This window comes from Arthrobacter sp. A5, assembly GCF_051131705.1.
GTDB lineage: Bacteria > Actinomycetota > Actinomycetes > Actinomycetales > Micrococcaceae > Arthrobacter_M.
In genome coordinates this window covers 1,921,255-1,942,251 of sequence record NZ_CP180316.1, presented here as the reverse complement: position 1 = coordinate 1,942,251, position 20,997 = coordinate 1,921,255, and the positions used below count along the sequence as shown (strand labels likewise).

Annotated in this window: 21 protein-coding genes; 4 read left to right on the top strand and 17 right to left on the bottom strand. The window is 64.8% G+C overall.

Going from position 1 to position 20,997, the window contains the following annotated elements; translation table 11 throughout:
- The first annotated feature begins 32 nt into the window (after positions 1–32).
- Positions 33–2,939, top strand: coding sequence for a helix-turn-helix transcriptional regulator (locus ACLLJI_RS09040; RefSeq protein ID WP_434620503.1), 2,907 nt, complete (start codon positions 33–35; stop codon positions 2,937–2,939).
- Here the strand turns inward: ACLLJI_RS09040 and ACLLJI_RS09035 are convergent.
- From ACLLJI_RS09035 to ACLLJI_RS08990, 10 genes are all read right to left on the bottom strand, one after another.
- The gene (locus tag ACLLJI_RS09035; RefSeq protein ID WP_434620500.1) at positions 2,934–3,440 is read right to left on the bottom strand and encodes an OsmC family protein; all 507 of its coding nucleotides are present in this window, start codon (positions 3,438–3,440) and stop codon (positions 2,934–2,936) included. The genes ACLLJI_RS09040 and ACLLJI_RS09035 overlap by 6 nt on opposite strands.
- Before the next feature lie 67 nt (positions 3,441–3,507).
- Positions 3,508–5,136 carry an HD domain-containing phosphohydrolase gene (locus ACLLJI_RS09030; RefSeq protein ID WP_434620497.1) on the bottom strand — a complete coding sequence of 543 codons (1,629 nt, stop codon included), beginning with the start codon at positions 5,134–5,136 and terminating at the stop codon, positions 3,508–3,510.
- 55 nt (positions 5,137–5,191) lie between these two features.
- Positions 5,192–5,785, bottom strand: coding sequence for a peroxidase-related enzyme (locus tag ACLLJI_RS09025; RefSeq protein ID WP_434620494.1), 594 nt, complete (start codon positions 5,783–5,785; stop codon positions 5,192–5,194).
- A gap of 71 nt (positions 5,786–5,856) precedes the next feature.
- A complete protein-coding gene (locus ACLLJI_RS09020; protein WP_434620491.1) occupies positions 5,857–6,219 on the bottom strand; it encodes a DsrE family protein in 363 nt (120 codons plus the stop codon).
- Positions 6,220–6,227: 8 nt separating this feature from the next.
- Positions 6,228–6,986 (bottom strand): hypothetical protein, encoded by a 759-nt coding sequence (locus ACLLJI_RS09015; protein ID WP_434620488.1) that lies wholly within the window; start codon positions 6,984–6,986, stop codon positions 6,228–6,230.
- A 766-nt stretch (positions 6,987–7,752) separates the two neighbouring features.
- Complete coding sequence (locus ACLLJI_RS09010) at positions 7,753–8,835, bottom strand: IS630 family transposase (RefSeq protein ID WP_434620485.1); 1,083 nt, start codon at positions 8,833–8,835, stop codon at positions 7,753–7,755.
- A gap of 86 nt (positions 8,836–8,921) precedes the next feature.
- Entirely contained in the window at positions 8,922–10,382 is a 1,461-nt protein-coding gene (locus tag ACLLJI_RS09005) for a SulP family inorganic anion transporter (protein ID WP_434620482.1), read from the bottom strand.
- A 270-nt stretch (positions 10,383–10,652) separates the two neighbouring features.
- Positions 10,653–11,936, bottom strand: a complete 1,284-nt coding sequence (locus ACLLJI_RS09000) for an HNH endonuclease signature motif containing protein (RefSeq protein WP_434620479.1) — start codon at positions 11,934–11,936, stop codon at positions 10,653–10,655.
- Positions 11,937–12,003: 67 nt separating this feature from the next.
- Positions 12,004–13,086, bottom strand: coding sequence for a DUF222 domain-containing protein (locus tag ACLLJI_RS08995; RefSeq protein ID WP_434620476.1), 1,083 nt, complete (start codon positions 13,084–13,086; stop codon positions 12,004–12,006).
- Between the two features lie 778 nt (positions 13,087–13,864).
- Positions 13,865–14,260 (bottom strand): hypothetical protein, encoded by a 396-nt coding sequence (locus ACLLJI_RS08990; protein WP_434620473.1) that lies wholly within the window; start codon positions 14,258–14,260, stop codon positions 13,865–13,867.
- A 132-nt stretch (positions 14,261–14,392) separates the two neighbouring features.
- Between ACLLJI_RS08990 and ACLLJI_RS08985 the strand changes: the two genes are divergently transcribed.
- Positions 14,393–14,569 (top strand): CsbD family protein, encoded by a 177-nt coding sequence (locus ACLLJI_RS08985; protein WP_283559123.1) that lies wholly within the window; start codon positions 14,393–14,395, stop codon positions 14,567–14,569.
- 80 nt (positions 14,570–14,649) lie between these two features.
- Here ACLLJI_RS08985 and ACLLJI_RS08980 read toward each other — a convergent pair whose 3' ends face one another.
- Entirely contained in the window at positions 14,650–14,850 is a 201-nt protein-coding gene (locus tag ACLLJI_RS08980; RefSeq protein WP_434620470.1) for a hypothetical protein, read from the bottom strand.
- A gap of 306 nt (positions 14,851–15,156) precedes the next feature.
- Here ACLLJI_RS08980 and ACLLJI_RS08975 point away from each other — a divergent pair, with 306 nt between their 5' ends.
- Positions 15,157–16,083 (top strand): ABC transporter ATP-binding protein, encoded by a 927-nt coding sequence (locus ACLLJI_RS08975; protein ID WP_434620467.1) that lies wholly within the window; start codon positions 15,157–15,159, stop codon positions 16,081–16,083.
- Positions 16,083–17,702 carry an ABC transporter permease gene (locus ACLLJI_RS08970; RefSeq protein ID WP_434620464.1) on the top strand — a complete coding sequence of 540 codons (1,620 nt, stop codon included), beginning with the start codon at positions 16,083–16,085 and terminating at the stop codon, positions 17,700–17,702. Before ACLLJI_RS08975 ends, ACLLJI_RS08970 begins: the two co-directional genes overlap by 1 nt.
- A 240-nt stretch (positions 17,703–17,942) precedes the next feature.
- Here the strand turns inward: ACLLJI_RS08970 and ACLLJI_RS08965 are convergent, their stop codons facing one another.
- The 6 genes from ACLLJI_RS08965 to ACLLJI_RS08940 form a co-directional block, all read right to left on the bottom strand.
- Positions 17,943–18,398 carry a hypothetical protein gene (locus ACLLJI_RS08965; RefSeq protein WP_434620461.1) on the bottom strand — a complete coding sequence of 152 codons (456 nt, stop codon included), beginning with the start codon at positions 18,396–18,398 and terminating at the stop codon, positions 17,943–17,945.
- Positions 18,395–18,853 (bottom strand): cupredoxin domain-containing protein, encoded by a 459-nt coding sequence (locus ACLLJI_RS08960; protein WP_434620458.1) that lies wholly within the window; start codon positions 18,851–18,853, stop codon positions 18,395–18,397. The genes ACLLJI_RS08965 and ACLLJI_RS08960 overlap by 4 nt, the downstream gene beginning before the upstream one ends.
- Before the next feature lie 244 nt (positions 18,854–19,097).
- Positions 19,098–19,349, bottom strand: a complete 252-nt coding sequence (locus ACLLJI_RS08955; RefSeq protein ID WP_434620455.1) for a hypothetical protein — start codon at positions 19,347–19,349, stop codon at positions 19,098–19,100.
- 175 nt (positions 19,350–19,524) lie between these two features.
- The gene (locus tag ACLLJI_RS08950; protein WP_434620452.1) at positions 19,525–19,839 is read right to left on the bottom strand and encodes an HAD hydrolase-like protein; all 315 of its coding nucleotides are present in this window, start codon (positions 19,837–19,839) and stop codon (positions 19,525–19,527) included.
- Positions 19,840–19,951: 112 nt separating this feature from the next.
- Positions 19,952–20,191 carry a hypothetical protein gene (locus ACLLJI_RS08945; RefSeq protein ID WP_434620449.1) on the bottom strand — a complete coding sequence of 80 codons (240 nt, stop codon included), beginning with the start codon at positions 20,189–20,191 and terminating at the stop codon, positions 19,952–19,954.
- Between the two features lie 148 nt (positions 20,192–20,339).
- Positions 20,340–20,966: a DedA family protein gene (locus ACLLJI_RS08940; RefSeq protein WP_434620446.1), complete on the bottom strand. Its 627-nt coding sequence runs from the start codon at positions 20,964–20,966 to the stop codon at positions 20,340–20,342.
- Between the last annotated feature and the right edge of the window lie 31 nt (positions 20,967–20,997).

Here is a 20,997-nt window from a genome sequence, read left to right as displayed (position 1 = left end):
CGGCACGGCTGTAGCGGTGCGAAACTTATGACGTGACCGAACACGTAGACGCGAAGGGCCCGGATCTCGTTGGGAGGGCGGCGGAGCTGGGTGCAATAGGCGCGTTCCTGGACCGCGCCGCTGCCGGCGCCGCCGGCACCCTCGTCGTCTCCGGCGATGCGGGCGTCGGGAAAACCGCCCTCGTGCAGCACGCCTGCGCGGCCGCCGGAACTGCGGTCCGGACCTTCGCCGGTGCATGCCTGCCCTTGACTTCGATGACGGTCCCGTTTCTGGGGCTGCGGTCGGTTTTCCGCGGCGCACCCCGGATCGAGGGCATCGCGCATCCCGCACTGCGCGTATCCGCCGACGGTCCCTACGATGTTCCGGTCATGATTGACGGCTGGCTCGACGAGCTCTGCCTGCTTCGTCCGGTGGTGCTGGTGATCGACGACCTGCAGTGGGCGGACCAAAGCACCCTGGATGTGCTGATGTACCTCATTGCGGGGCCGGACGACCGGCGCCTGGCAGTCATCGCCACCCTGCGCAGCGGCGAGGTCGGCGAACGCCACCCGCTGCAGCGCTGGCTCGCCGACATCCGGCGCCTGCCCCGGATCGCCTGGCTAACGCTCGGCCCGCTGGACCGGCTGGACACCGAGGCCCAGATCGCGGGTCTGCTGGGCGCTCCCCCGCACCGGTCCCTCGTGCACGACGTCTTCACCCATACGGCAGGCAATGCATACCTCAATCGCCTTGTCGTTGCGGGTCTTCCGCCGAATGCACGCCACCTGCCTCCGAAGCTTCCGCCGGATTTGAAGGCCGCCGCGCTCCGGCCGTGGAGCGGGCTGTCCCCGGAAACACGTGAGCTCACGCAGATCATGGCGGTCGGGGGAAGGCCAATCCGCGCGCAGGACCTTGACGCCGTCGCTCCCCACTTCAGGACGCCCTCCGGCGTCCCGACCTTGCTGCGCGAGGCAGTCGATGCCGGCATCGTGGACATCTCTCCGGAAGGAATCTACTGGTTTCACCATCCGCTGATCGCTGAGGCCCTCGAACAAGGACTACTCCGGGACGAGCGGCAGCGCTGGCATGCGGCCTTTGCCGACCACTACGAGCAGCAGCTGGCGGACGGGGCGGCAGCGGATTTCGAGTCGATGGTGGCGGTAGCGGACCACCACCACTACGCCGGTCAGACGGGCCAGGCCTACCGGTGGGCACTGGAAGCGTCCGCGTCGGCAGGTGCGGTGGGCGGGGCAACCGAGATGCTGCGTTTGCTTCGGCGGGCCGTGGAGTTGCGCGGCAGTCTGCCGGCTGCGGCTGAGAACCCGGAGGACTTGCGGTCCAGGCTGCGGACTGCGGCCGAAGAGACCGGGTCGCATGAGGAAGAATTGGAAGCCGTCGAGGCCTTGCTCTCCGGACTCGACGATGCTGAACAGCCCCTGGCGGCAGCGGAACTGCTCGTGCGGCGCGTGCTCCTGCGCTTTTCCACCGGACGTTCATTCATGGCGGCCGGTGACCTGCGTGAGGCAGTCCGGCTCTCCGCCGTCGAACCCGAAAGCTGGCAGCACGCGCTCGCGCTCGCTGAACTCGCCCACGCCGGCCTATGGCAGAACGATTCCGAGGCGGAAAGCCATGCCGTGCATGCGCTCAGCCTGGCCCGGGCGGCCGGTAACGCGCGGGCGCTGTCCTATGCATTGTCCGCGAACGCCATGGCCGCGGTCATCGGCCAGCGCGCGGAGGAGGGCCGGGTCCTCGCCACGGAGGCGCTGGCGACGGCGGTTCAGGCCCGCGATTACTGGGCCTTCGTCCACGCCACGATGTGGCGCGCAAATGCCCGCGAAACATGGGCGAGCGAGCTGTATGCCAGTGAGTTGCGCGCGGGCAGGCAGCAACTCGCGGCCCTCGGAGCGCCGCACGGGTATATCGCGAAACTGGCAGCCGATGAGGCGGGCTGTTACCTTGTCATCGGCCGTTGGCGGGAGTGTCTGCAGGCGCTTCGGGTAGCGCTGGGCTCCGATCCAGGGACAATGGGCGACGTCGGCGCGCGGCTGACTGCGGCCCGTCTCGCCGCGTGGCAAGGCCGGCAGCCCGAGGCGGAAGCGCACCTCGCGCGCGCTGAGGAGCTGTATGCACAAAATTCCCGGTTCCTTAACCTCGATTTCGACGCCATCCGCGCCGAGGTCTACCTTGCTGCCGGCGACCCGGTGGCGGCTTATGAATCGGCGATGGCAGGGGCTACCTCCACCGGTCTGTCCGTCACCATGTGCGAATGGCTGCTGCCGCTCGCGGCGCGTTCCGTCGCGGACCAGGTCCAGCTGGCCAAAGATGCCGGCAATCCCACCTCTGTGCTCATGGCGCGCGTCGACGATTTGGTGGAACAGTTCCCGGCTGCGCTCCGGGACTCCGGCGGTTGCACCGAACTGTACGATCTGCAGATGGCCGCCTTCAACCTTCTGTACGCCGCCGAGGTGGGCCGCGCCCGTCAGAGTGCTGACAACGGATCCGTCTGGGTCCATACGGCCGACGCCTGCCGGACGGCGTCGCTCCGCTGGGAAGAAGCCTACGCGTGCTGGCGCGCAGCGGAATCATTGCTTCTGCATGGACACGGGCAGCGAGGGCCGGCCACAGCCGTGCTCCGCCGCGGGCTGTCACTCGCCGGCGAACTGCAGGCCGGACCGATCCAGGCACAGCTGAGTGAACTGGCTGCCCGGGCCCGGATTCCTCCCGCGCGGTTGTCCGCCGGAGCCCCGCAGGCCACCAACAACCTGCCGGGGCTGACGCCGCGGGAGCGGGAGATCCTTGAATACGTCATCGCCGGCCGCACCTACGGCGAGATTGCCCGGGCCCTGGTCATCAGCGAGAAGACCGTCAGCTCGCACATCTCGAATCTGCTGCGAAAAACCGGCGCCTCCAACCGCCTGGATCTGTCCCGGCTCGCGACCCAACGGCCAGACGGTTCATAGCTGTCGTTTCAGCGAGACCGACAGAGCCGGCGGCGCCGCGAGTGTCTGGAAGACGACACAGTACCGCTCGGTCAGACGCGTCAGGGCAGCCATCTTCTCCTCGTCGGCATCGGACACCAGATCAAAGCGCAGCCTGATCTCACGGAAACCGACCGGCGCCGTTTTGTCGACTGCCAGCGTGCCGCGGAAATCCAGGTCACCCTCGGCGTGCACCGTCCCCGAGACGTCGATGCCCAATGACGACGCAACTGCGCCGAGAGTCACCCCTGCGCAGGCAACGAGAGCCTGCAGCAGCATGTCCCCGGAGCATATCGACAGGCCGTCGCCGCCGGTCGCCGGGTGCAGGCCTGCTTTCACCAAAGCCTGTCCCGTCTGCACCGAACAACTCACACCCATGCCGAGATCACCGTCGGCCCGGAGAGTCACCAGCGCCGAAGCCGGGTCGGCCCTGTAGCGGTGCTTGAGCGGTTCCTGGACCGTACGCAAATCATTTAATGTCATGACCTCAATCTCTCCTCACACTGTCGGTTGCCGTGCTGCGGGCACAGCAATGAAAGACAATTGGATGCTACCCCGCGGCACGGTCCCACAGCCCGTGATCCAATGCGAAAAGCGTGGCTCCGACGCGGTTTCCCGCGCCGATCTTCAGGTAGATATGTTCGACATGGTTACGGGCCGTTTTCGGCGCAATGTACAGCGTGTCAGCGATTTCACGGTTGTTCAGTCCATGGCAGAGGAGCCTGAGTACCTCCGCCTCGCGGTCGGTCAGGCCGCAAGGCAAGAGCCGCCGTCGTCGTGCCGTCTGCCCTGCGGCAACAAGGACGGCGTCCGCCGCCTGCCCCTCCAGCCGGCCCGCGCCCGCCTCTGCGCGAAGCCGTGTTCCTGCCTCCAGCGGCGTCAGCGCCGGGCGGTGCGGCCGGGGTTCCAGATAGGTCTGATAGGCATCCGCGGCGGCAAGGATCCGCTGGCTCGAATCGAGGTCGGTGCCCCCGCGGCCGCGAGGATAGCCGGAGCCATCGACTCGTTCGCGGTGCGCCCCGGCCACATAGGCGACGCGCCTCATGCCGGGCACACGTCCGAGAATCCGTTCACTCAAATACGGGTACATCTGAAGCCGCTCCCGGTCCACATAGGACAGGGGGGACTTCTTGTCCCAGACACCGTTGGAAACGCCCATCCGGCCCAGATCGTGAACCCAGCCCGCACGGCGGAGAACTTCGATCTCGCCGGCCTGCAGGCCGTACTCCCGCGCCGTGTCAGCTGGCAGGGCGGCCACGGCCCGGGAATGGCCGACCGTAAAGGGGGATTTGAGGTCAGCGAAATCACCGATGGCACGCAGGACCGAGTCCAGCTCCTGCCCGGACAACACCGCGTCATCGGGGGCAGCGGCCAGTGCCGCCGGCCACGGATCAATGTTCAGCAGGTCCGCCGTCAGCTCCCGCGCCTGCGCGCAGAAGAGGTCTGCCAGTTCCGGGTCAAACTGCGTACCGCGGCGTTTCCTGACAGTAGCCACCGCCGCGTCCACGCCGCCGGTCCGCAGAAAGACCTCGGCCGTATCCGCCAGCTGCGTAATACGCATCTCCAGCGGGATTTCGACGCCGGCCCTGCCCGCCGGAAGCCCCCTGCCGTCCCAGCGTTCGAAGGTATTACTGAGGATCCCGGACATACTCTCATCCAAGCCGACCTTGTTGGCCAGCTGGCCGGCCGAGGTGCAATGGGAACGGATCAATGTCCGGACCGCCGTGTTCGCCGTTACCGCGAAGCGGGATCTGCGTCCGGCGCGCTGCAAGGGCGGCAAGCCCGAACCCGTGCGGCGCAGCATCAGGGACAACATCGGCAGCCCGTGGGCATCGATCATGTAATAGTCGGCCCGGAAGCCGATGTCGTCGCTGAAGAGGGCGGCCAACTCAAAGGAGTCAGCGTGGCAGCCGATCCAGGCCAACAGGTTTGCATAGTAGATTCTCCCCCGGGCCGCCGGGCCAACGCCGGCCCGGTCACCGATCCGCAGCCCCAACAAAGACGCCCGCAGCATGTGCTCCATTGGCTGGCCGAGCCCCAGATCGATGGCCAGGGACAACGCCGCCAGTATTTCGGAGCGACGCGGGGCTGCCGCATGGTCCCATGGGACCGATCCCGCGGACCAAGCGGCCTTGAGGCTCCGGCCCTCGCGGCCTGACCCTAACGGTGGTTCCGTCACAGCTCCCAGTATATGACTGGGCCGGCCACGCGGTCCCGCATGCAGGGCCACGAAATCAGCAGGCGACGGCGTCGTTATGTCCGAGAGGTTCGAGCAAGGCGTCGTGGAGGACCTGACTGAGACCGGGCGGGAGGTCCACATCAACGGCCAGTGCCTGCAGCACCCGGCTGAGGTAGTTACGGGCCGCGGCGGCAAGGGCGATGTCAACGATCTCCCTGTCGCCGAAGCCAACGTCGCGCAGGCGCAGACTGTCGGCGTCGGTCATGGCTACGGAGTCGGTGCTGAGTTTCTGGGCGAAGTCCATCATCGCGACTTCGGCCTCGGAAAGACCGGCGTCGCGGTAGTCGCGTGCGATCCGCACCAATTCCTCTTCGCCGATGAATTTCAGCGACTCATTGCCGTGTGCCAGCCGGCAGTGCCTGGATCCGATGCCAAGGGCCGCGGCGAGAGTCACCAGCTCGAAGCGGCGCATGCCCATTGATCCGGCGATGGTGCTCTGCAGGGCCTTCCACGCGGCCAGGGCTTCGGGATGCACGCTCAAAACCCTGGTGTGGCTCGGAACGTAGCCCAGGACTTGCCTGTCCTCTGCGTAAATCTCCGCTGTCCTACCCGTGGCTTCAGCCTCGGTGGAGGTCTGGATGATGCTCATGACGGTCTGCCTTTGCTCTACGAAAACGGTGCACTTTTCACATGACAAGAAAGCGCGGTGGATTGTTCGGGTCAGTAACTAAAGGTGACCGCCGCGTCCTCACCAATCCAGTCCCACAGCTGGACGGTACCGCCGGCCTCGGCATGGGCCATAAAGCCCGACCTGTCCATCTTGCGCGAATCCAGACAGATGGGACAGACCAGATACCTGCCACCGGCCTTTTCGTACCGCTCCATAAGGGCCGTCAGGGGCGGGCATCCATCGCACGCCACGACGTGTGCAAACCCCTGAAGCACCAGCCGCACGGCTTCCTTGGTGAGGAACATCTGAGTCTCCCTGCCCTGTTCGGCAGCCCCCACAGCCACCAAAAACGCGACTGTGACACGCTCTGGATCTTCCAACCCGGTTGTCAGGCTGATCACTGCCTTGTTCATATTGCTATTCATGATGCTCTCTCTTCCGTCTCACATACCGACAGCTGAACCGCGCCGGTGCCGGCCGTCGCCGTGGATGGGAATCTGACGCCAAGGTCGGCGACGAACAGGCCGCGTTGCGGGAGCCAGAAGTCGCCCAGGTGTTCCTGCTGAGGCAAGGGGCCCGGCCTGCCCGCGTCAGCGCCATCAATGGTTGCGGTTGTGGACCGGACGATCCACAACCGCAACGGCTGCGCCTGGAAGGATTGACCATTGGGGACGACACCGGAAAATTTCATTTTCCCTGCATGCAGTAACGGACCCGCCACCAATCCCATACTTCGGAGCACACGCTCGTTCCGCCAGAGCCGTGCGGGTATCCGCTGGGCCAAGGCGCTAACGACACTGGAGGTCCGCGAACCTGCCATCTCGATCCGCCAATCCAGGACGTCGGGAATCCGGATTGTGGCGATACCCGGACTGTTCCAGCTGACCGTGATCTCGGCGGATATCGCCGCGTTGAGGGCGGATCCGAAATACCGGGCGCAGCTCAGATGCGGGGGTACGTCGGCGTAGACCACCCATTGGCCGTCGGGTCTGCGCAGCCAGACCGCGCGGTAGCCCGGGCCGATCGAGCTGGCGGGAAAATGCCGGAAGGCAAGATAGAAGCCGGAGCTAAAGGGCATTCCCAGAACGGCATACCCGGCGAACCGTTCTGCGGTGTCGGCGGGCAATTCTGCACAGGATTCTGCCTTCTCGGCGTATGTCTGCGGCTGCTGTGTAGTCATTTCGTTCTCCTTACGCTGTGCAGAGATCGTATGTCCGCAGTCACACGAACGGCATGGGGCGAATGCCCCATTTTCCGTTGCGGATTTCGGCTGCCGAGTCGGGCCAGGCCCCGCGGCGGGGAATGACTGCCTCTGCACCGTATGGCATCGGCAGTAAGGGTCCCTCGGGTTGGACGGTGCGGCATGCCAGATGAAAGGTGACACTCGTTTCCGGCTCGCGGAAATGGGCGGTTACAGTTGGGCACGAACCGATTGTGGCTACAGTACCAAGACCGGTCGACCGGAGCGTTGTTGATCGGGTGTCCACTCCTGATCGCCGCCGTGGTCGCTATTCGCTCCGAGGTCCCCGTGTCGCGACGGGGTAGACACACGACGGTAGGAGGCAGGCGTCGAATAGCCTGCGCCAGCCTTAGCCTGCCGCTGGATGTTGACTGGACCCGGGAGATTGTGCTTAACAGCGTAGGAGCCCTCAAGAAATCCGAGCTCATGGCCGGGAGCGGGACACACCTCTGGTCCATCATGACAATCCCACGCTCGTCACCCATGGCAATCCGCTTCGACATCCGAGGAGAAGGACATCAGTCCACCCTGGACGGGCTGTGCTTTCCCGTGGATAATCGGGTCTGCTCGTCGTCGAGGACCGCTGCCAATGCCTCCTCCGTGTCCTTGATGAAATTGGGGACCAGGCATCCGCATCGATGTCCCTGGGGACGCGATAACGGTCAGGCCGTGCCGAACGTCCCGCTGTTAGTCGTTCCTGCGCACTCTAGTGTTCCGTGTTAATGGTTTGTTTGCGTTTCATCTTGCCCAGGAGATACTCCGCTGACTTGGTCCAGGTGAATGGTTTGGCGTCCTGGTTGTAGTTCTCGATGTAGCGTTCCATGGTTTCCTCCAGCTCTTTCACGGAGCTGAATGCTCCGCGTTTGAGGCACTGGCGGGTGATGATCCCGAAGAAGATCTCCACCATGTTCAGCCAGGAACAGCTGGTCGGGGTGAAATGCAGGCTCACGCGCGGGTTTTCGGCCAGCCAGTCCTTCACGTTCTGGTGCTTATGGGTCGCATAGTTGTCGCAGATGACATGCAGCTCAACCCCGGGGTGGGCGTGGGCGACCCGGCCCAGGAAATCGACGAACTCGATGTTGGTGTGCTTTGGGTAGAAGGCGTTCGCGCTGAGTTTGCCGGTGAGAACCTCCAAGGCGGCGAACAAGGTGGTGGTGCCGTTGCGCTTGTAGTCGTGCGTCTGCTGCAGCGGGTGGGTCGGGGACAGCGGCTGGTCCGGGCCGGTGCGGGACAGTGCCTGGATTTGGGTCTTCTCATCAATGCTCACCACCACCGCGTTTTCCGGCGGGGACATGTACAGGCCCACCACGTCCCGGAGCTTGGACTCCAGGGCCGGGTCGGTGGAGAATTTAAACGTCTCGATCCGATGCGGCTGGATCTTCCAACGGCGCCAGATTCGGGCCACGGACGAAAAAGAGATTCCGTGGCGTTCGGCCATGATGCGCGCGGACCAGTGCGAGATCCCCAGCTCCGCCGGCGGGTTCCCGTCATTGGTCAGGGTGTCGGCAATCAGGGCGAGTTCGTCGATCTCCCGCTCCCGGCCCGGGCGCTGGACATCGGACAGGGCCTCGATCCCGCCCTCGGCATAGCGGTTGCGCCACTTCAAAACCGTGGGCGCCGAAAACCCGGTGATCTTCTCAATCTGGACATTCGGCATCCCGTCAGCAGCCAACAAAACCGTGCGCGCCCGCAACGCCAACGTCGCAGTGGAAGAATTCCCACGAGTCAACGCTTCCAGGGCGCCACGGTCCCCGTCGCGCAACTGAAGTGCCTCTGCCAGATAAACCATGGATCAAGTCTGACAAACAATCAGACCCAAAGGAATCAACGACACGCTACACTAGTGCCGCCATACCTGCGGACTGCACTGCCCTGCTAGGCCCCGAACTGCCCGGTAAGGCGCTGGTGAAAGGCCAAGCTGTGCTCGTCGAGTCCACGGAAGGCGACCATTGCTCCATGGGCACGGTACTTCGCTTCAATCGAATCGAGGGCCGCAACGGTGGACGCGTCCCAAATCTGCCCGTGCGTGAGATCGACGGTCACATGTGCCGGATCGAGCGCGTAAGAGAACTGATCAACGAGGTCATTGCTGCTACCGAAGAACAGCGGTCCGCGGACCTCGTACGTCACTGACGTCCTGTCGTCGGCCGGAATTCGGTCGACACGAATCACGTGCGCGATTCTGCGCGCAAACAACACCATGGCCAGGACGACGCCCACGAGGACGCCGACAGCGAGGTTGCCGGTCACCACGACGACGATCACCGTCACGCTCATGACGATAGTTTCCGGGACCGGCATGCGTTTTACAGTCGATGGTTTGACACTGTGCCAGTCGACGGTGGTGACGGCGACAATCATCATGACTGCGGCCAGGGCCATCATGGGAATTTGTCCCATGATCGAACTCAGGCCCGTCACGAGGGCCAGCAGGAACAGTCCGGCGACAAGGGATGAAATGCGCGTACGGGCTCGGCCGATCTTCACGTTGACGATCGTCTGACCAATCATCGCGCAGCCGGCCATGCCGCCGTAGAAGCCTGCAGCAATGTTGGCCACTCCCAGGGCCCAGGATTCGCGGCCCTTGTGCGACCGGGTGTCCGTCAAATCGTCGACCAGCTTGGCGGTCAGCAGCGTTTCCATCAGGCCGACAAACGCCACGCTCAGTGCGGTTGGCCAGATAATCTGCAGTGTGTGGAGGTTCAGCGGAACGACGAATGAGGTGAGACCGGGAAGTCCGCCGGTGAGTGGACCTTCATCGGCAACGTTCGGAACGGTGAGGCCGGCGAAGATGACGATCGCTGTGACGGCGACGATCGCGACAAGCGGTGCCGGCACCGCCTTTGTGAACCGCGGCAGCACCAGGATAATCACGACGGTCAGGGCGAACAACGGATAGACCAGCCACGGGACGTCGATCAGATGACGCACCTGCGCCATGAAAATGAGAACACCCAAGGCATTGACGAAGCCGATCATCACCGAGCGCGGAATGAAGCGCATCAGCCGCGCCAATCCCAACGTACCGAACAGGATCTGGACGACGCCGGCGAGGATCACCGCCGGCAAGATGTATTCGACACCGTGCGCCTTCACCAGCGGCGCGACGACGAGAGCGACGGAGCCGGCAGCAGCAGTGATCATCGCCGGCCTGCCGCCCAGGATCGACATGGTGATCGCCAGAACTATCGACGCCATGAGGCTGACGATTGGGTCCACGCCAGCGATGACTGAGAACGAGATGACTTCCGGCACCAGCGCAAGCGTGGTGACGATCCCGGCCAGCACTTCCCTGCTCAGGAGCTCCGGCCTCCGCAGCACTGTGAGGACACTCATAGAGGCTTGTGTGCGTGATACTTGTTCGGCCATGACCGGGATGACTCCGAAGACGGGGCTCTCGTGGGAGAACCGGTGGGCGAGATAGGTGGGCGCCGGTTGCGCGATCAGGACTCCAACATTATCCCAGGGCCGTCCGAGTGGACCCTGCGTCCAGTGGGCTGCTGCACGATAGCGGGGCGGGGCCTCGCAGATATTCAACCCTCGGATGATTTCTGTGTCATCTCTGCGTCATCGGCTTGTTCATCGCGGCCGGACGGGAAACCGTATCTATAGTTCGCGGGCGGTGATGATGGTTCGGGCGAGGTTTCGGGCGTCTTTGAGGTCGTCGAAGTACGTGTTGCGGGTCCAGTTGTTGGCTGTGCCGGCGCGGTATGGCCGCAGGCCGGCGCGGATAACGGCGTTGGGTCCGTAGCGGACGTAGGGGATGCCGTCGATCATGGTTGCTTCGAGGATGCCGGCGTGGAAGAGGGAATGGTCCGCCGGGCACGCTGGTGCCAGATTGATGACGTCGGTGGGGCCACCGTTGGTGAACCAGATTATGTGGTGGATATCACACCAGCTGGGTGGACGATTGCAGCCGGGTCTGATGCAGCCGCCGTCGCGGATCGATACCGCTCGGCGCTGGGCCGGTGAGGCGAGGCGGACCGCCGTGCCGAGGTCCAGGAAGGCGCCCTTGGCGTCCAGGACGGCGCGTTCGAAGGTCGCGCCGCAGACCAGCCGGGCCAACATGCCGGGGGTGATGCTGCCGAGTTGGTCGCACCAGGAGTGTGTGGGATCCAGGGGTGTGTTAGGCCCTCTGCCGCAGGTACAGACTGGACTGGAACCGGGGAGGTAGATTCCGGAGCCGGCCTGTTCCCAGCCGGTCCCGGGGGCAGTCGGGTTACTGTCGGGCCATCCGTTGTTGGTGGTGGTGCTGGCCGGGCCGATGCCGCCGGGCCAGCCGTTGCCGGGATCGGATTCTGCGGATTCCTGCGGCCAGCCGTTGCCTGTAGCGGTGGGATCGGGCCGTTTCCATTCCCGGTCCGTGACCTGGAGCCATTCGCGGGCAGGAGTACCGGTCCCGGTGGCGGGGGTCCGACCCGGTGGTTCCGGTGGTTCCGGTGGTTCCGGTGGTTCCGGTCGTTCCAGTGGTTCCGGTGGTTCCGGCGGTTCCGGCGGTTCCGGTCGTTCCAGTGGTTCCGGTGGTTCCGGCGGTTCCGGTGATTCCGGTGATTCATCATCAGCGACCGGTGGTTCCGGTGGTTTGACGCCCGCGCCGGCGGGTGGGGGCACGTCGACTCTGGCTGGGTTATCTCTGGTTGCGTCGGGTCCGGCTGGGTCGCGTCTGGGTGCGTCATCCCTGAGGGCTGCCACCATATCTTCCGGGTAGCTGCGGAGCTGGTCAAAGGTGGTGGTAATGGTAATCCTGGCCGGACGCCGGCCTGGCCGGAGCCGTGCGGCCCGGCCTGGATTACAGTGGGTGGTGCCGGCAATGGGGGTGAGGCCGAAGAGGTCCCGCGCCTGCGCTGCCGCGGCAGCTTCCCGGTCCTGCTCATCCGACGCCGGGACCACCCAAGCATCCGCCTCGCCCGACTTACCCGCCTCGCCGGTGCCCGCTGTGCCGTTGGGGCCGCCGGCGTCAGCGCTGCCGCCAGTCGGCGGCGGTGGCGGGTCGGCCGGGGAAGCCCAAGTAGGCGGTCGCGGCTCGGGTGATGTCCGTCAACGCGTCGGCCCGGCGCTGATCCGGCGTCCTTTCATCGGTGACGTTGAACGCCCCGTCAGGCGCCTGCTGGTCCGGGGTCGGCGCAGACAAAGGATCCAGCAGGGCCCTGAATTCGGCTCCGGCGGCCGGATCGAGCTGGTACGAGCCGTACACCATGCCGGTGATATCCACAGCCATGGTGAGCCTCCGACGTAGGAACGCCTGGGGATCGTAGTGGTCGTTGATGTTCGTTTCGCAGGTCGTTATCAGGAAGGCGGCGAGCTTACGGAACTGCTCACGTTGATGAGTGGGCGCCTGCCGGGCCAGGAACGCCCCGATCGCGGCGGTGGTCGTCCCAGTCAGCAGCCGGGTGGGAAGATTCTCCAGCACTTTCACGCCGGTGTGGATGTGCGCGGCGGTGATCTCCCCGCTCTCCAGACCTGGGCCCATCGCGGCCAGCGGTCCGGCATTCAGTGTTGCTTCGCGCGTCAGAAGGCTCCGGCCGACGGAACTGGTATGCAGGGCCCGAGCGGCCTCAACATCGGCTTTCGCCCGGCCCGGTTCGATTCCGGCCCCGTGATTGAGGTAGTCCTGCACGTTGCGGGTGCCGAGCCCGGAGAAAGCCGCCGCACCGGTCTGGTCTGCGGCGGCGACGCTGCGCAGGTACACGGCGTCCAAGCGCCGGTGCAGGACCTCAAGCGTATCGAGGATCGGCAGCCAGGACGCGGGCGATACGGCTCGCGGGTCCGTCGCTAAAATCCCCGCGAGCTGCGCATCGATTATACCCAGCCGCACTTCGATACCGCCGGCAGGACCAGCAGGAATGACGACGCCGCCGGGAACGGCTGACCCCGCAATATCGTGTGCCGATCCGGCAGCGTCTGGTTCGGCTGATCCGGCAGTATCTGGTTGCTTGGAATTTTCACCGCTCGCGGGAGATCCGGCCGAGCGGGCACGGCCCGGGTATTTCGCGGCGACGGCGGCCAGCACCTGAGCGACGTTATCTAGACTAATCTCCATCCGCTCCCACCGCCTCTATCCGGGCCGGTCATCCTCACCAGCGAAGACTTCGATTTGTTACTGACTTCAGACTAAGAGACCCCACCGACAAAATAAGAGCGAAGCAGGACAAATACGGCCCCCGGGCAAAAAATCTTCAAAAACTTATTCCGACAGCCCAACAGGACCGAACCGCCGCAGAAACCCAGGCCATGTTGACGTGTTCGGGCCGTGCCCTTTGCACACGAAGAGCGATCTGCCCAGGACGCGGCAGCCTCTCGATACCGGGGAAGCCCGCTGGGCGGCACGACGGCGGCGGACGGCCGCCGCCGTCGGCCGCCTTTCGGCAACCGTGCGCCGTCGTGCTTGGCCTGAAAAGCGGCGCTACTTCGCCAGGACCTTGATAGCTTCCTTCGCCACGTCTTCGGAGGACTGGGGTCTTGATCGGTGATGAGGTTACCGTCGCGGGCGACGAAGGAAACCCAGTCAGTCCCGGTCTCGACGATGACGCTCCGTTCCCTCAAGGCCGTCTCCACGAACTCATCTCGCCCAAACAAATCCATGCCGAGCCCGTGCACATCAGCACCCGCGCACCGATCTGCGTGGACCAGCACCTGGAAAAGACCGGCAAAAACCCGGCAGCCTGCCCGGATCGGCAAACACGCGAAGCGTCTCATGAACGGTCCTTCATGGACGGTGTTTCCAGGCGACGACGCAGGCGAGGAGGCGAATGTCATGGTCGCTGAGACTCGCTTGCTAAGACAGGTTTCCTCCAGCAGAGCAGCGCAGGTCTCGCCGTTTAGAACATCATCAGAATGAACCCTGCTAGGGTGCACACGATCCCGACCGCGGTCAGGATCCATCCAACGGTCATAACGGTGTTATCGTGCCGGTGGGGGACGAGGCCCCACCGGCCCGGGTGGCACGCGTCGAAATGGAGCACGACTTCGCTGCCGGGCTCCAGCCCTCGGGTTTCCTCCGCGGTGTGTAGGGAAAGGTGAGGGGCGTTCTCCCCGTCGGACCACCGGAAACCCTTGTACCCGCCAGCTTCGAAGACCTCAGCGGTAGTGCTGGTCCAGGGGCAGCGGCGTTTGGCCACCACCCAACCGGCGACCAGCAGCGGAATGCCGGGTACGAAGCCCACCCACGTCATCAGTTCCAGGATTGGGCCAAGAGCATCTGCGGGTCCGGGCATGGTTTGATCATATCCGCCGGTCCGCGCTGTTGGCAGAGACTGCAAGCTGGGCCCCCAGCCGAAGCGTGGGTAGGATGGAAGGGTTAGCCGCTGGCGGTCTGCCGGCGGGAGCCGACCGTAGGGAGAAACACCATGGGTTTGGATGACAAGATCGGTAACGCCGCTGAGAAGCTTGGCGGCAAGGGCAAAGAGGCCGCCGGCAAAGCAACAGGTGATGAGAGCCTCAAGGCAGAAGGCCAAGGCGATCAGGCCAAGTCGGATTTGAAGCAGGCGGGCGAGAAGGTCAAGGACGCTTTCAAGAATGACTGACTCCCGAATCTAAGAAAGGGTGCGGCTCCCGCGGAGCCGCACCTTTTTTGTGGCGTTTTCGGAGGAACCCACCGCCCAGGTTAGGGCGCTCGTGGCGTCCTGCACTTCACCGACCAGTTCTTTGCTGATGTCCTCCAGAAGGGCACGCCGGTGGTGTTGCCGTCGTTGGTGAGGATGTACCTGGGATAGCCGTGCTTGGCGACTCCCGGATGGATCTCTGCCGGGGTGGATGACTGCGGCAGGAGCACCATCCCGCCGACGGGAACCTCAACGTCTGTCACGGTTTGACCGTGAACTCGAACGCCGCGGTGAGAGTGCCGCTGGCGTCCGTCAGCATCCCGTCCCGAGTGGACTGTTCCACGATGTTCGCGACGTCATCCAGGTCTGGGCGGCCGTTCGCGTGTGGTTGGGCTAGCCGACACATCCGGGCCGGGGGCGCCCGCGCTGGTCTTCCCCGGCTGGTTTGGTACTTGTAAGCTGTAGATCGGAGAGCCGCGAAGCCTGGTCGGCCCGCGCGCGAAAAGCCCGCGGAACGCCCTTGGCGGTCGCCTTGGGCGTGCGCGCTGCGACCAAGGAACGGAACGACCATGCACACAGGATCACCTCCCGTCATTGAAACCACCCGGCTGGCGAAGAATTTCGGCCGGACCACCGCACTGGCCGGTCTCGATCTCAGCGTCAGGACCGGCGAGGTCCACGGCTTCTTGGGACCCAACGGCGCCGGCAAGTCAACCACTCTCCGGATACTCCTGGGCCTCATTCGTCCCACCTCAGGCACCGCCCGCGTCTTCAACCTGGACCCTTGGATGAACCCTGCCCGGGCGCACCGCGATGTCGCCTATGTTCCCGGCGACGTGAGTCTGTGGCCTAATCTTTCCGGCGGGGAAGTCATCGATCTGCTCACGGGTCTGCGCGGTGGGGCGGATGAACGGCTGCGCCGCGAGCTCGTCGACGAGTTCGATTTCGACCCGCGGCGGACGGCCCGGACCTATTCCAAGGGCAACCGGCAGAAGGCGGCACTCATCGCCGCGTTCGCCCGCCCGGCCCGCCTGTACCTTCTGGATGAACCAAGCGCGGGCCTGGATCCGGTCATGGACTCCGTTTTCCGGCGCCAGGTCCAGCGTGTCAGGCGCGACGGGGCGACGGTGCTGCTCTCCAGCCATATCCTCAGCGAGGTCGAGCAGCTCTGTGACAGGGTCACCATCATCCGCTCCGGGACAGCCGTTGAATCGGGAACCCTGGCCGAGCTCCGGCACCTGACACGGACCCGTTTCCGATTCACGGCCGCGACGGATCCGGCAGTATTGGCGGCGCTGCCTGGCGTGCACGACCTGCACAGCGACGGAACCGAAACCGAGTTCAATGCCGACGCCGCTGACCTAGGCCCCGTCCTGGAAGGTCTCGCGGCGGCCGGCGTCACCGACATTACCGCGGCCCCGCCCTCGCTGGAGGAGTTGTTCATGCGCCATTACACGGAATCGGACCACGGTGTGCCGAACGGGGAGGTACGCTGATGGGCGCCGTGGTCCGGCTGGCCATGGTCCAGGCACGCCGGGACCGCTGGATCCTTGCCGTGTGGATCCTGGGCATCGCCGGGCTGGGCTTTGTCACTTCCATCGCGGTGGCCGGCCAGTTCGGAAACGAGGACGAACGGGCTGCGATCATTTCCGTTGCCGCGGCAAGCCCTGCGTTTCTTTTCCTCCGCGGGCTGCCCGATGGCACCGGTATCGGGGCGGTGGTGTTCTTCCAGGTCTACTCGTCTACCGCGGTCCTGGCCGGTCTGATGAGCACCTTCCTTGTCGTGCGGCACACGCGTGCCGATGAAGAGCTCGGACGCTCCGAACTCATAGGCTCCGCCCCGGTCCCGCGCGTCGCCCCCTTGGCGGCGACGCTCCTGGTCGGTGCCTGCGCGAACCTGGTCCTGGCCGGGTCGGTCACGGCCGGTTTCGCAGCCGCTGGTCTGCCGGCTTCCGGGTCGCTCGTGGCAGGGGCAGCGGTGGGTGCGGTGGGTTTGTTCTTCGTGGCCGCTGCCGCGGTGGTTGCGCAGGTTATGCCGTCCGGGCGCAGCGCGAACGGGGTCGCCGCAGGCCTGATCGGTGCCGCTTATCTTGTCCGGGGCATCGGGGCCGCCCTCGGCACCCCGGATGCTGACCTGATGCACGTCAAAGCGGCGTGGCCATCGCTGTTCTCACCCATTGGCTGGGGCCAACGGTCCCGACCGTTCTCGTCGGCCGATCCCGTGCCGCTTCTGGTTCTGGCCGCGGCCGCGCTGGTTTTGGCCGCGGCAGCGGTACTGGTCAGGAACCGCAGGGATCTTGGCGCCAGCGTCCTGCACGATCGCTATGGGAAGGAGCGGGCCGGCGCCGGAGGCGCCTCGTTCGTGGGCCTTGCGTGGCGTCTTCAACGCTCCACACTGGCCGGCTGGTGCCTCGCCGCCGCAACAATCGGCGCCGTGGCAGGCGGCCTCGCTCCCCTGGTCAGGGACGCGCTGGCAGGCAACCCGTCCCTTAAGGAACTGATTGGCCGCCTCGTGCCGGGCGGCCAGGCCGACGTCGTCGATCTCCTTACCACTGCCCTGCTGGGCATCGCAGGTGTCCTCGCTGCTGCCGCCGGAATCCAGGCGGTGCTTCGACTTCGGGCCGAAGAGGCCGAGGGCCGGGCCGAACTGCTCCTCGCGGTCCCTGCGTCCCGTGCCCGATGGCTGGCGGGGACCCTGGCTATAGCCGCTTTGTCCGTGACAGCGGTGGCTACAACCGCTGGTACTGCGGCGGCCGTCGGGCTGGGTCTGTCGGGGGCAGGCAACAGCCAGGGAGGATTGATCGTGGCCGCCGCGCTGGCGCACGTCCCTGCCGCAGCTGTCTTCCCGGCTGTAACTTCACTGGCCTTCGCTGTCGTTCCCCGGTTGAGCAGCGCGCTGGCTTGGGGATTCCTGGCCGTCGGGCTGATCCTGGGCCAGTTCGGGGAGCTGCTCGGCCTTCCGTTGTGGTTGCAGGATATGAGCCCGTTCCGTCACTCCTCCGCCATGCCAGCTGAACCCTTCGACCCCGACGGAGCCCTGACCCTGACCGTCAGCGCCCTCGCCGGAGCCGCACTTGCGGCTTTCCTGATCCGGCGGCGGGACCTCACCGCATGACGGCAGCCGGTACTGAGCGGTCCGCTACCGACTCAGTTGTTGCGACGACTCCATGAACTCAAGCAGTTCGACCCGAAGCGCTGGTGGTGATGGGTGCGCCACCCTGAATTGTGCATTGATGCTACGGACAGGCCACCTAACCCTGCGATTAGACTGCCATTTCTAGTCAAAGGTCACAGCCCATCGACCGCCGCAGATTTACTATTCCTGCGACATTCTCCGGTCCCTCGTGGGCGCCGGTCATCCGTGGGCGCCGGCCCGCATCCCGTTCCTGGCAGCAACGCGCCGCAGGTACACGAGCCCAGCGAGACCGAAGAGCGCGCCGAGTCCCTCAGCGATGGCGCTGATGGTTTTTTCCAGGTACCAAACCGGTTCATACATGGAGGGTATCGGGCCGATCGGCGGAAGGTCGACGTAGCGGTACAGGAGCACGGCAGCCAATCCGCCCGCTGCTACGACGAGGGCCAGCAAAAATGCGGGCCGGCTTCCCCGGATCAAGACATAGAGCGCCGCCAGGATGGCAGCCGCTGATTCCAGATAAAACAGGTTGCCCTGTCCAATGCCGTCCGGGGCGGCAAGCTGGTATCCCGGTGCCAACCGTACGTGGATCACCGCGTCCACGGCCAGGCCTGCGGCCGTCAGCACCCGAAGGGTCAGACCGACGGCCCTACTGTCGGCCCGGCGGTTGCGGCTCATTTGACGACCAGCGTCCCATGCATATTGCCGTGGTACGTGCAGTGATACTTGTATGTTCCCGGGGCAGTGGGGGCTGTGAAGGTGACGCTTTCCCCGGGTTTCACGGTCACATCGAATGCGGAGCCCTCATCGGCTGTCACAGTATGGGCTGCGCTGTCCATATTCATCACGGTCACCATGGCGCCGGAGGCGACGCTGTCCGGTCCCTGGTAAGCGAAACCTTTGATGTGAATCGTATCGGACGCAGTGGCCGGCGTAGCCGAGGCAGAGGAACCACCGGCTGGGGCGGTTGCCGTGCCGGGCGAAGCGGTCATAGCCATGGACGACGTGCCGCCCGCAGCGCTACTGCTCCCGGTGCCCGTGCCCGCGCTCGTGCCCGCTGATGAGCAGCCGCTCACAGCCAGCAGCAGAGCCGCTGCCGGGACGATGAAGAAACTCCTATTATTAATAGCCATGACATTCCCTCGATTGAATAACAATGGATCGGTTCTGGTTCCGGTTCGGCTCCCGGATGGGCATCCGACTCAGGACCGGGCAAACCCAAGGCTGACACTATGTAGTTCGCTGTGAACGGCAGCACGGATGGTCACAGATTCATGAATCCTTCACTTCCTGCCGAGGCCAGGTCCCGTACTCGATACCGGGCGCCATGGGCAGCGGCAGATTCATTTCAACGACAAGCGAGACGGCAGTGGACTTTTATCCAGCAGAGAAGGCATTCTTCCGCAGAACGGTTGCAAGGTGCCCCGCATGCCGGGCAGCCACGGCGGTGGCCGATGCCACTTTCTCCGGGACTTCCTCAAGACCTTTGAAATCAGTGGTCTGCATTGCTCCACCCACCCAGTACGTCATGCCTTGGGCGGGGATGGCGAAACCGATGTCATTCAGGCCCTGAAACATGTCAGCGCTGACCTTATGGGCGCCGTCCCCATTTCCGACAACGGCCGCCACCGCGGATGTACATCCCAGTCCACGACCCGCAGGACCGAACCGGATACGCCGTGATTCTTAAGGTGCTCAAGGATCTGCCGCGCCAGCAGTTCGCTGCTGGAGGGCTCCGGTGAAGGCGTCAGTGCACAGACGAGGGCAACGGCGCTCAGATTCATCTCATTCATGGCCCCATTGTTCACGACTCCACACTCATGCACCACCCCTCGCGCCGACGGACATTAGGGCCGGGGAAAGGGGTGCCGATGCGGTTCAGCCACGCGGTCTGCAGTCCGGCACGCGTTGCTCCGTGAATATCCCAGGGATGGACGGCGACAAGGATCATTTGCGCTGCGTCGACCCCGCATGCACCCACGGCATAGTCGAACGCACCCCTGACAGGCTTCCAAGCGGGTGCGTCCTCAACGGAGAGAAGCTGTTCGAACTCTTCGCGGATCCCGGCTTGGGTAAGCAATTTCTCGGCGATCAAGGTGGAGCCGTTGGTCAGGGTCACCAGACGGAAACCTGCCGCGGACAGTGCCCGGACACCGGCAACGACATCGGGTGGGGGCGCAGGCCCGCCAACCCCAGCATGATGTGCTCCACCGCGTCCGCCAGGTCCCGGTTCAGTGTGACAACGTGAAGGAGCCCGCGTAGTGCTTCGGCGGCGATCTCGGCGAATGTTGCCTGCCACCGGCCGCCGCGAGGGCAAAACCGTCGCGCAGCAGACTCGCAAACCACGCCTTGGCCAGATATTCCGGGGCGCCGACCTCGCCGAAGCAGACCCCAATGGGTGACATATCAGAAAGGGTTTCGTTAACATCAAAAGCAATTACCGACGCTTTCACTCCCACTGCAGCCTCCATCTATCGATTCCCGCCTATCGTTGCCGGACACCGAACCCGGTATTGATGACGGGGTTGCGCCGAGAGAGCCGGTCCAGCCGAGAGAGCCGGCCCCTTATCCATGGTGCCCCCGGGTTGGCGCCGACAGGGACCCGGGATGCAGAGTGGGTCATTCGTCCTCTGCGGTGCGGTGGAGGTCCCGCCGGGCTTTACGCACACGCAACATAATGAGGGTGGCGACTGCCAAGAGTGCGATGACCAGGGCAATATCCCGGCCCACGGCTTTGGCTACTGCCTCATAAGAGTTCCCGGCCAGGAACCCAAGGAGGACGAACCCGGTTCCCCAGACGAGGCCTCCGGCGGCGTTGAAGGCCAAAAACCGAGGGTAGGGCATTTGCGAGATGCCCGCGAGGGCGGGCATGACCGCGCGGAAAAAGGCGACAAACCGACCCAGGAACACGGCCGCGCCCCCGCGCCGGCGCAGGAAGTCCTGTGCATCGTCGAGGCGGGCGCGGCGTTTGTTGAGGATCCGCAGTTCGAGCAATCGGGGGCCGAGGCGCCTTCCGACCTCATACCCGACGGAGTCCCCGATGATCGCGGCCAGGACCACGAGAACCAAAATCAGCCAGAGTTGGACATGCCCCCGGCTGGCGACCACCCCGCCCAGAACAGCCGCGGTCTCACCCGGCAGGACGAAGCCCACGAACAGTGCGTCTTCGGCGAAGACCAACGAGGACACGATGACGCAGACCAGTACGGCATTGACGTTCACGATGCTGTCTACGATTCCAGCCATAGGAACCTGCCTCTCTGTCCGGACGGACGGT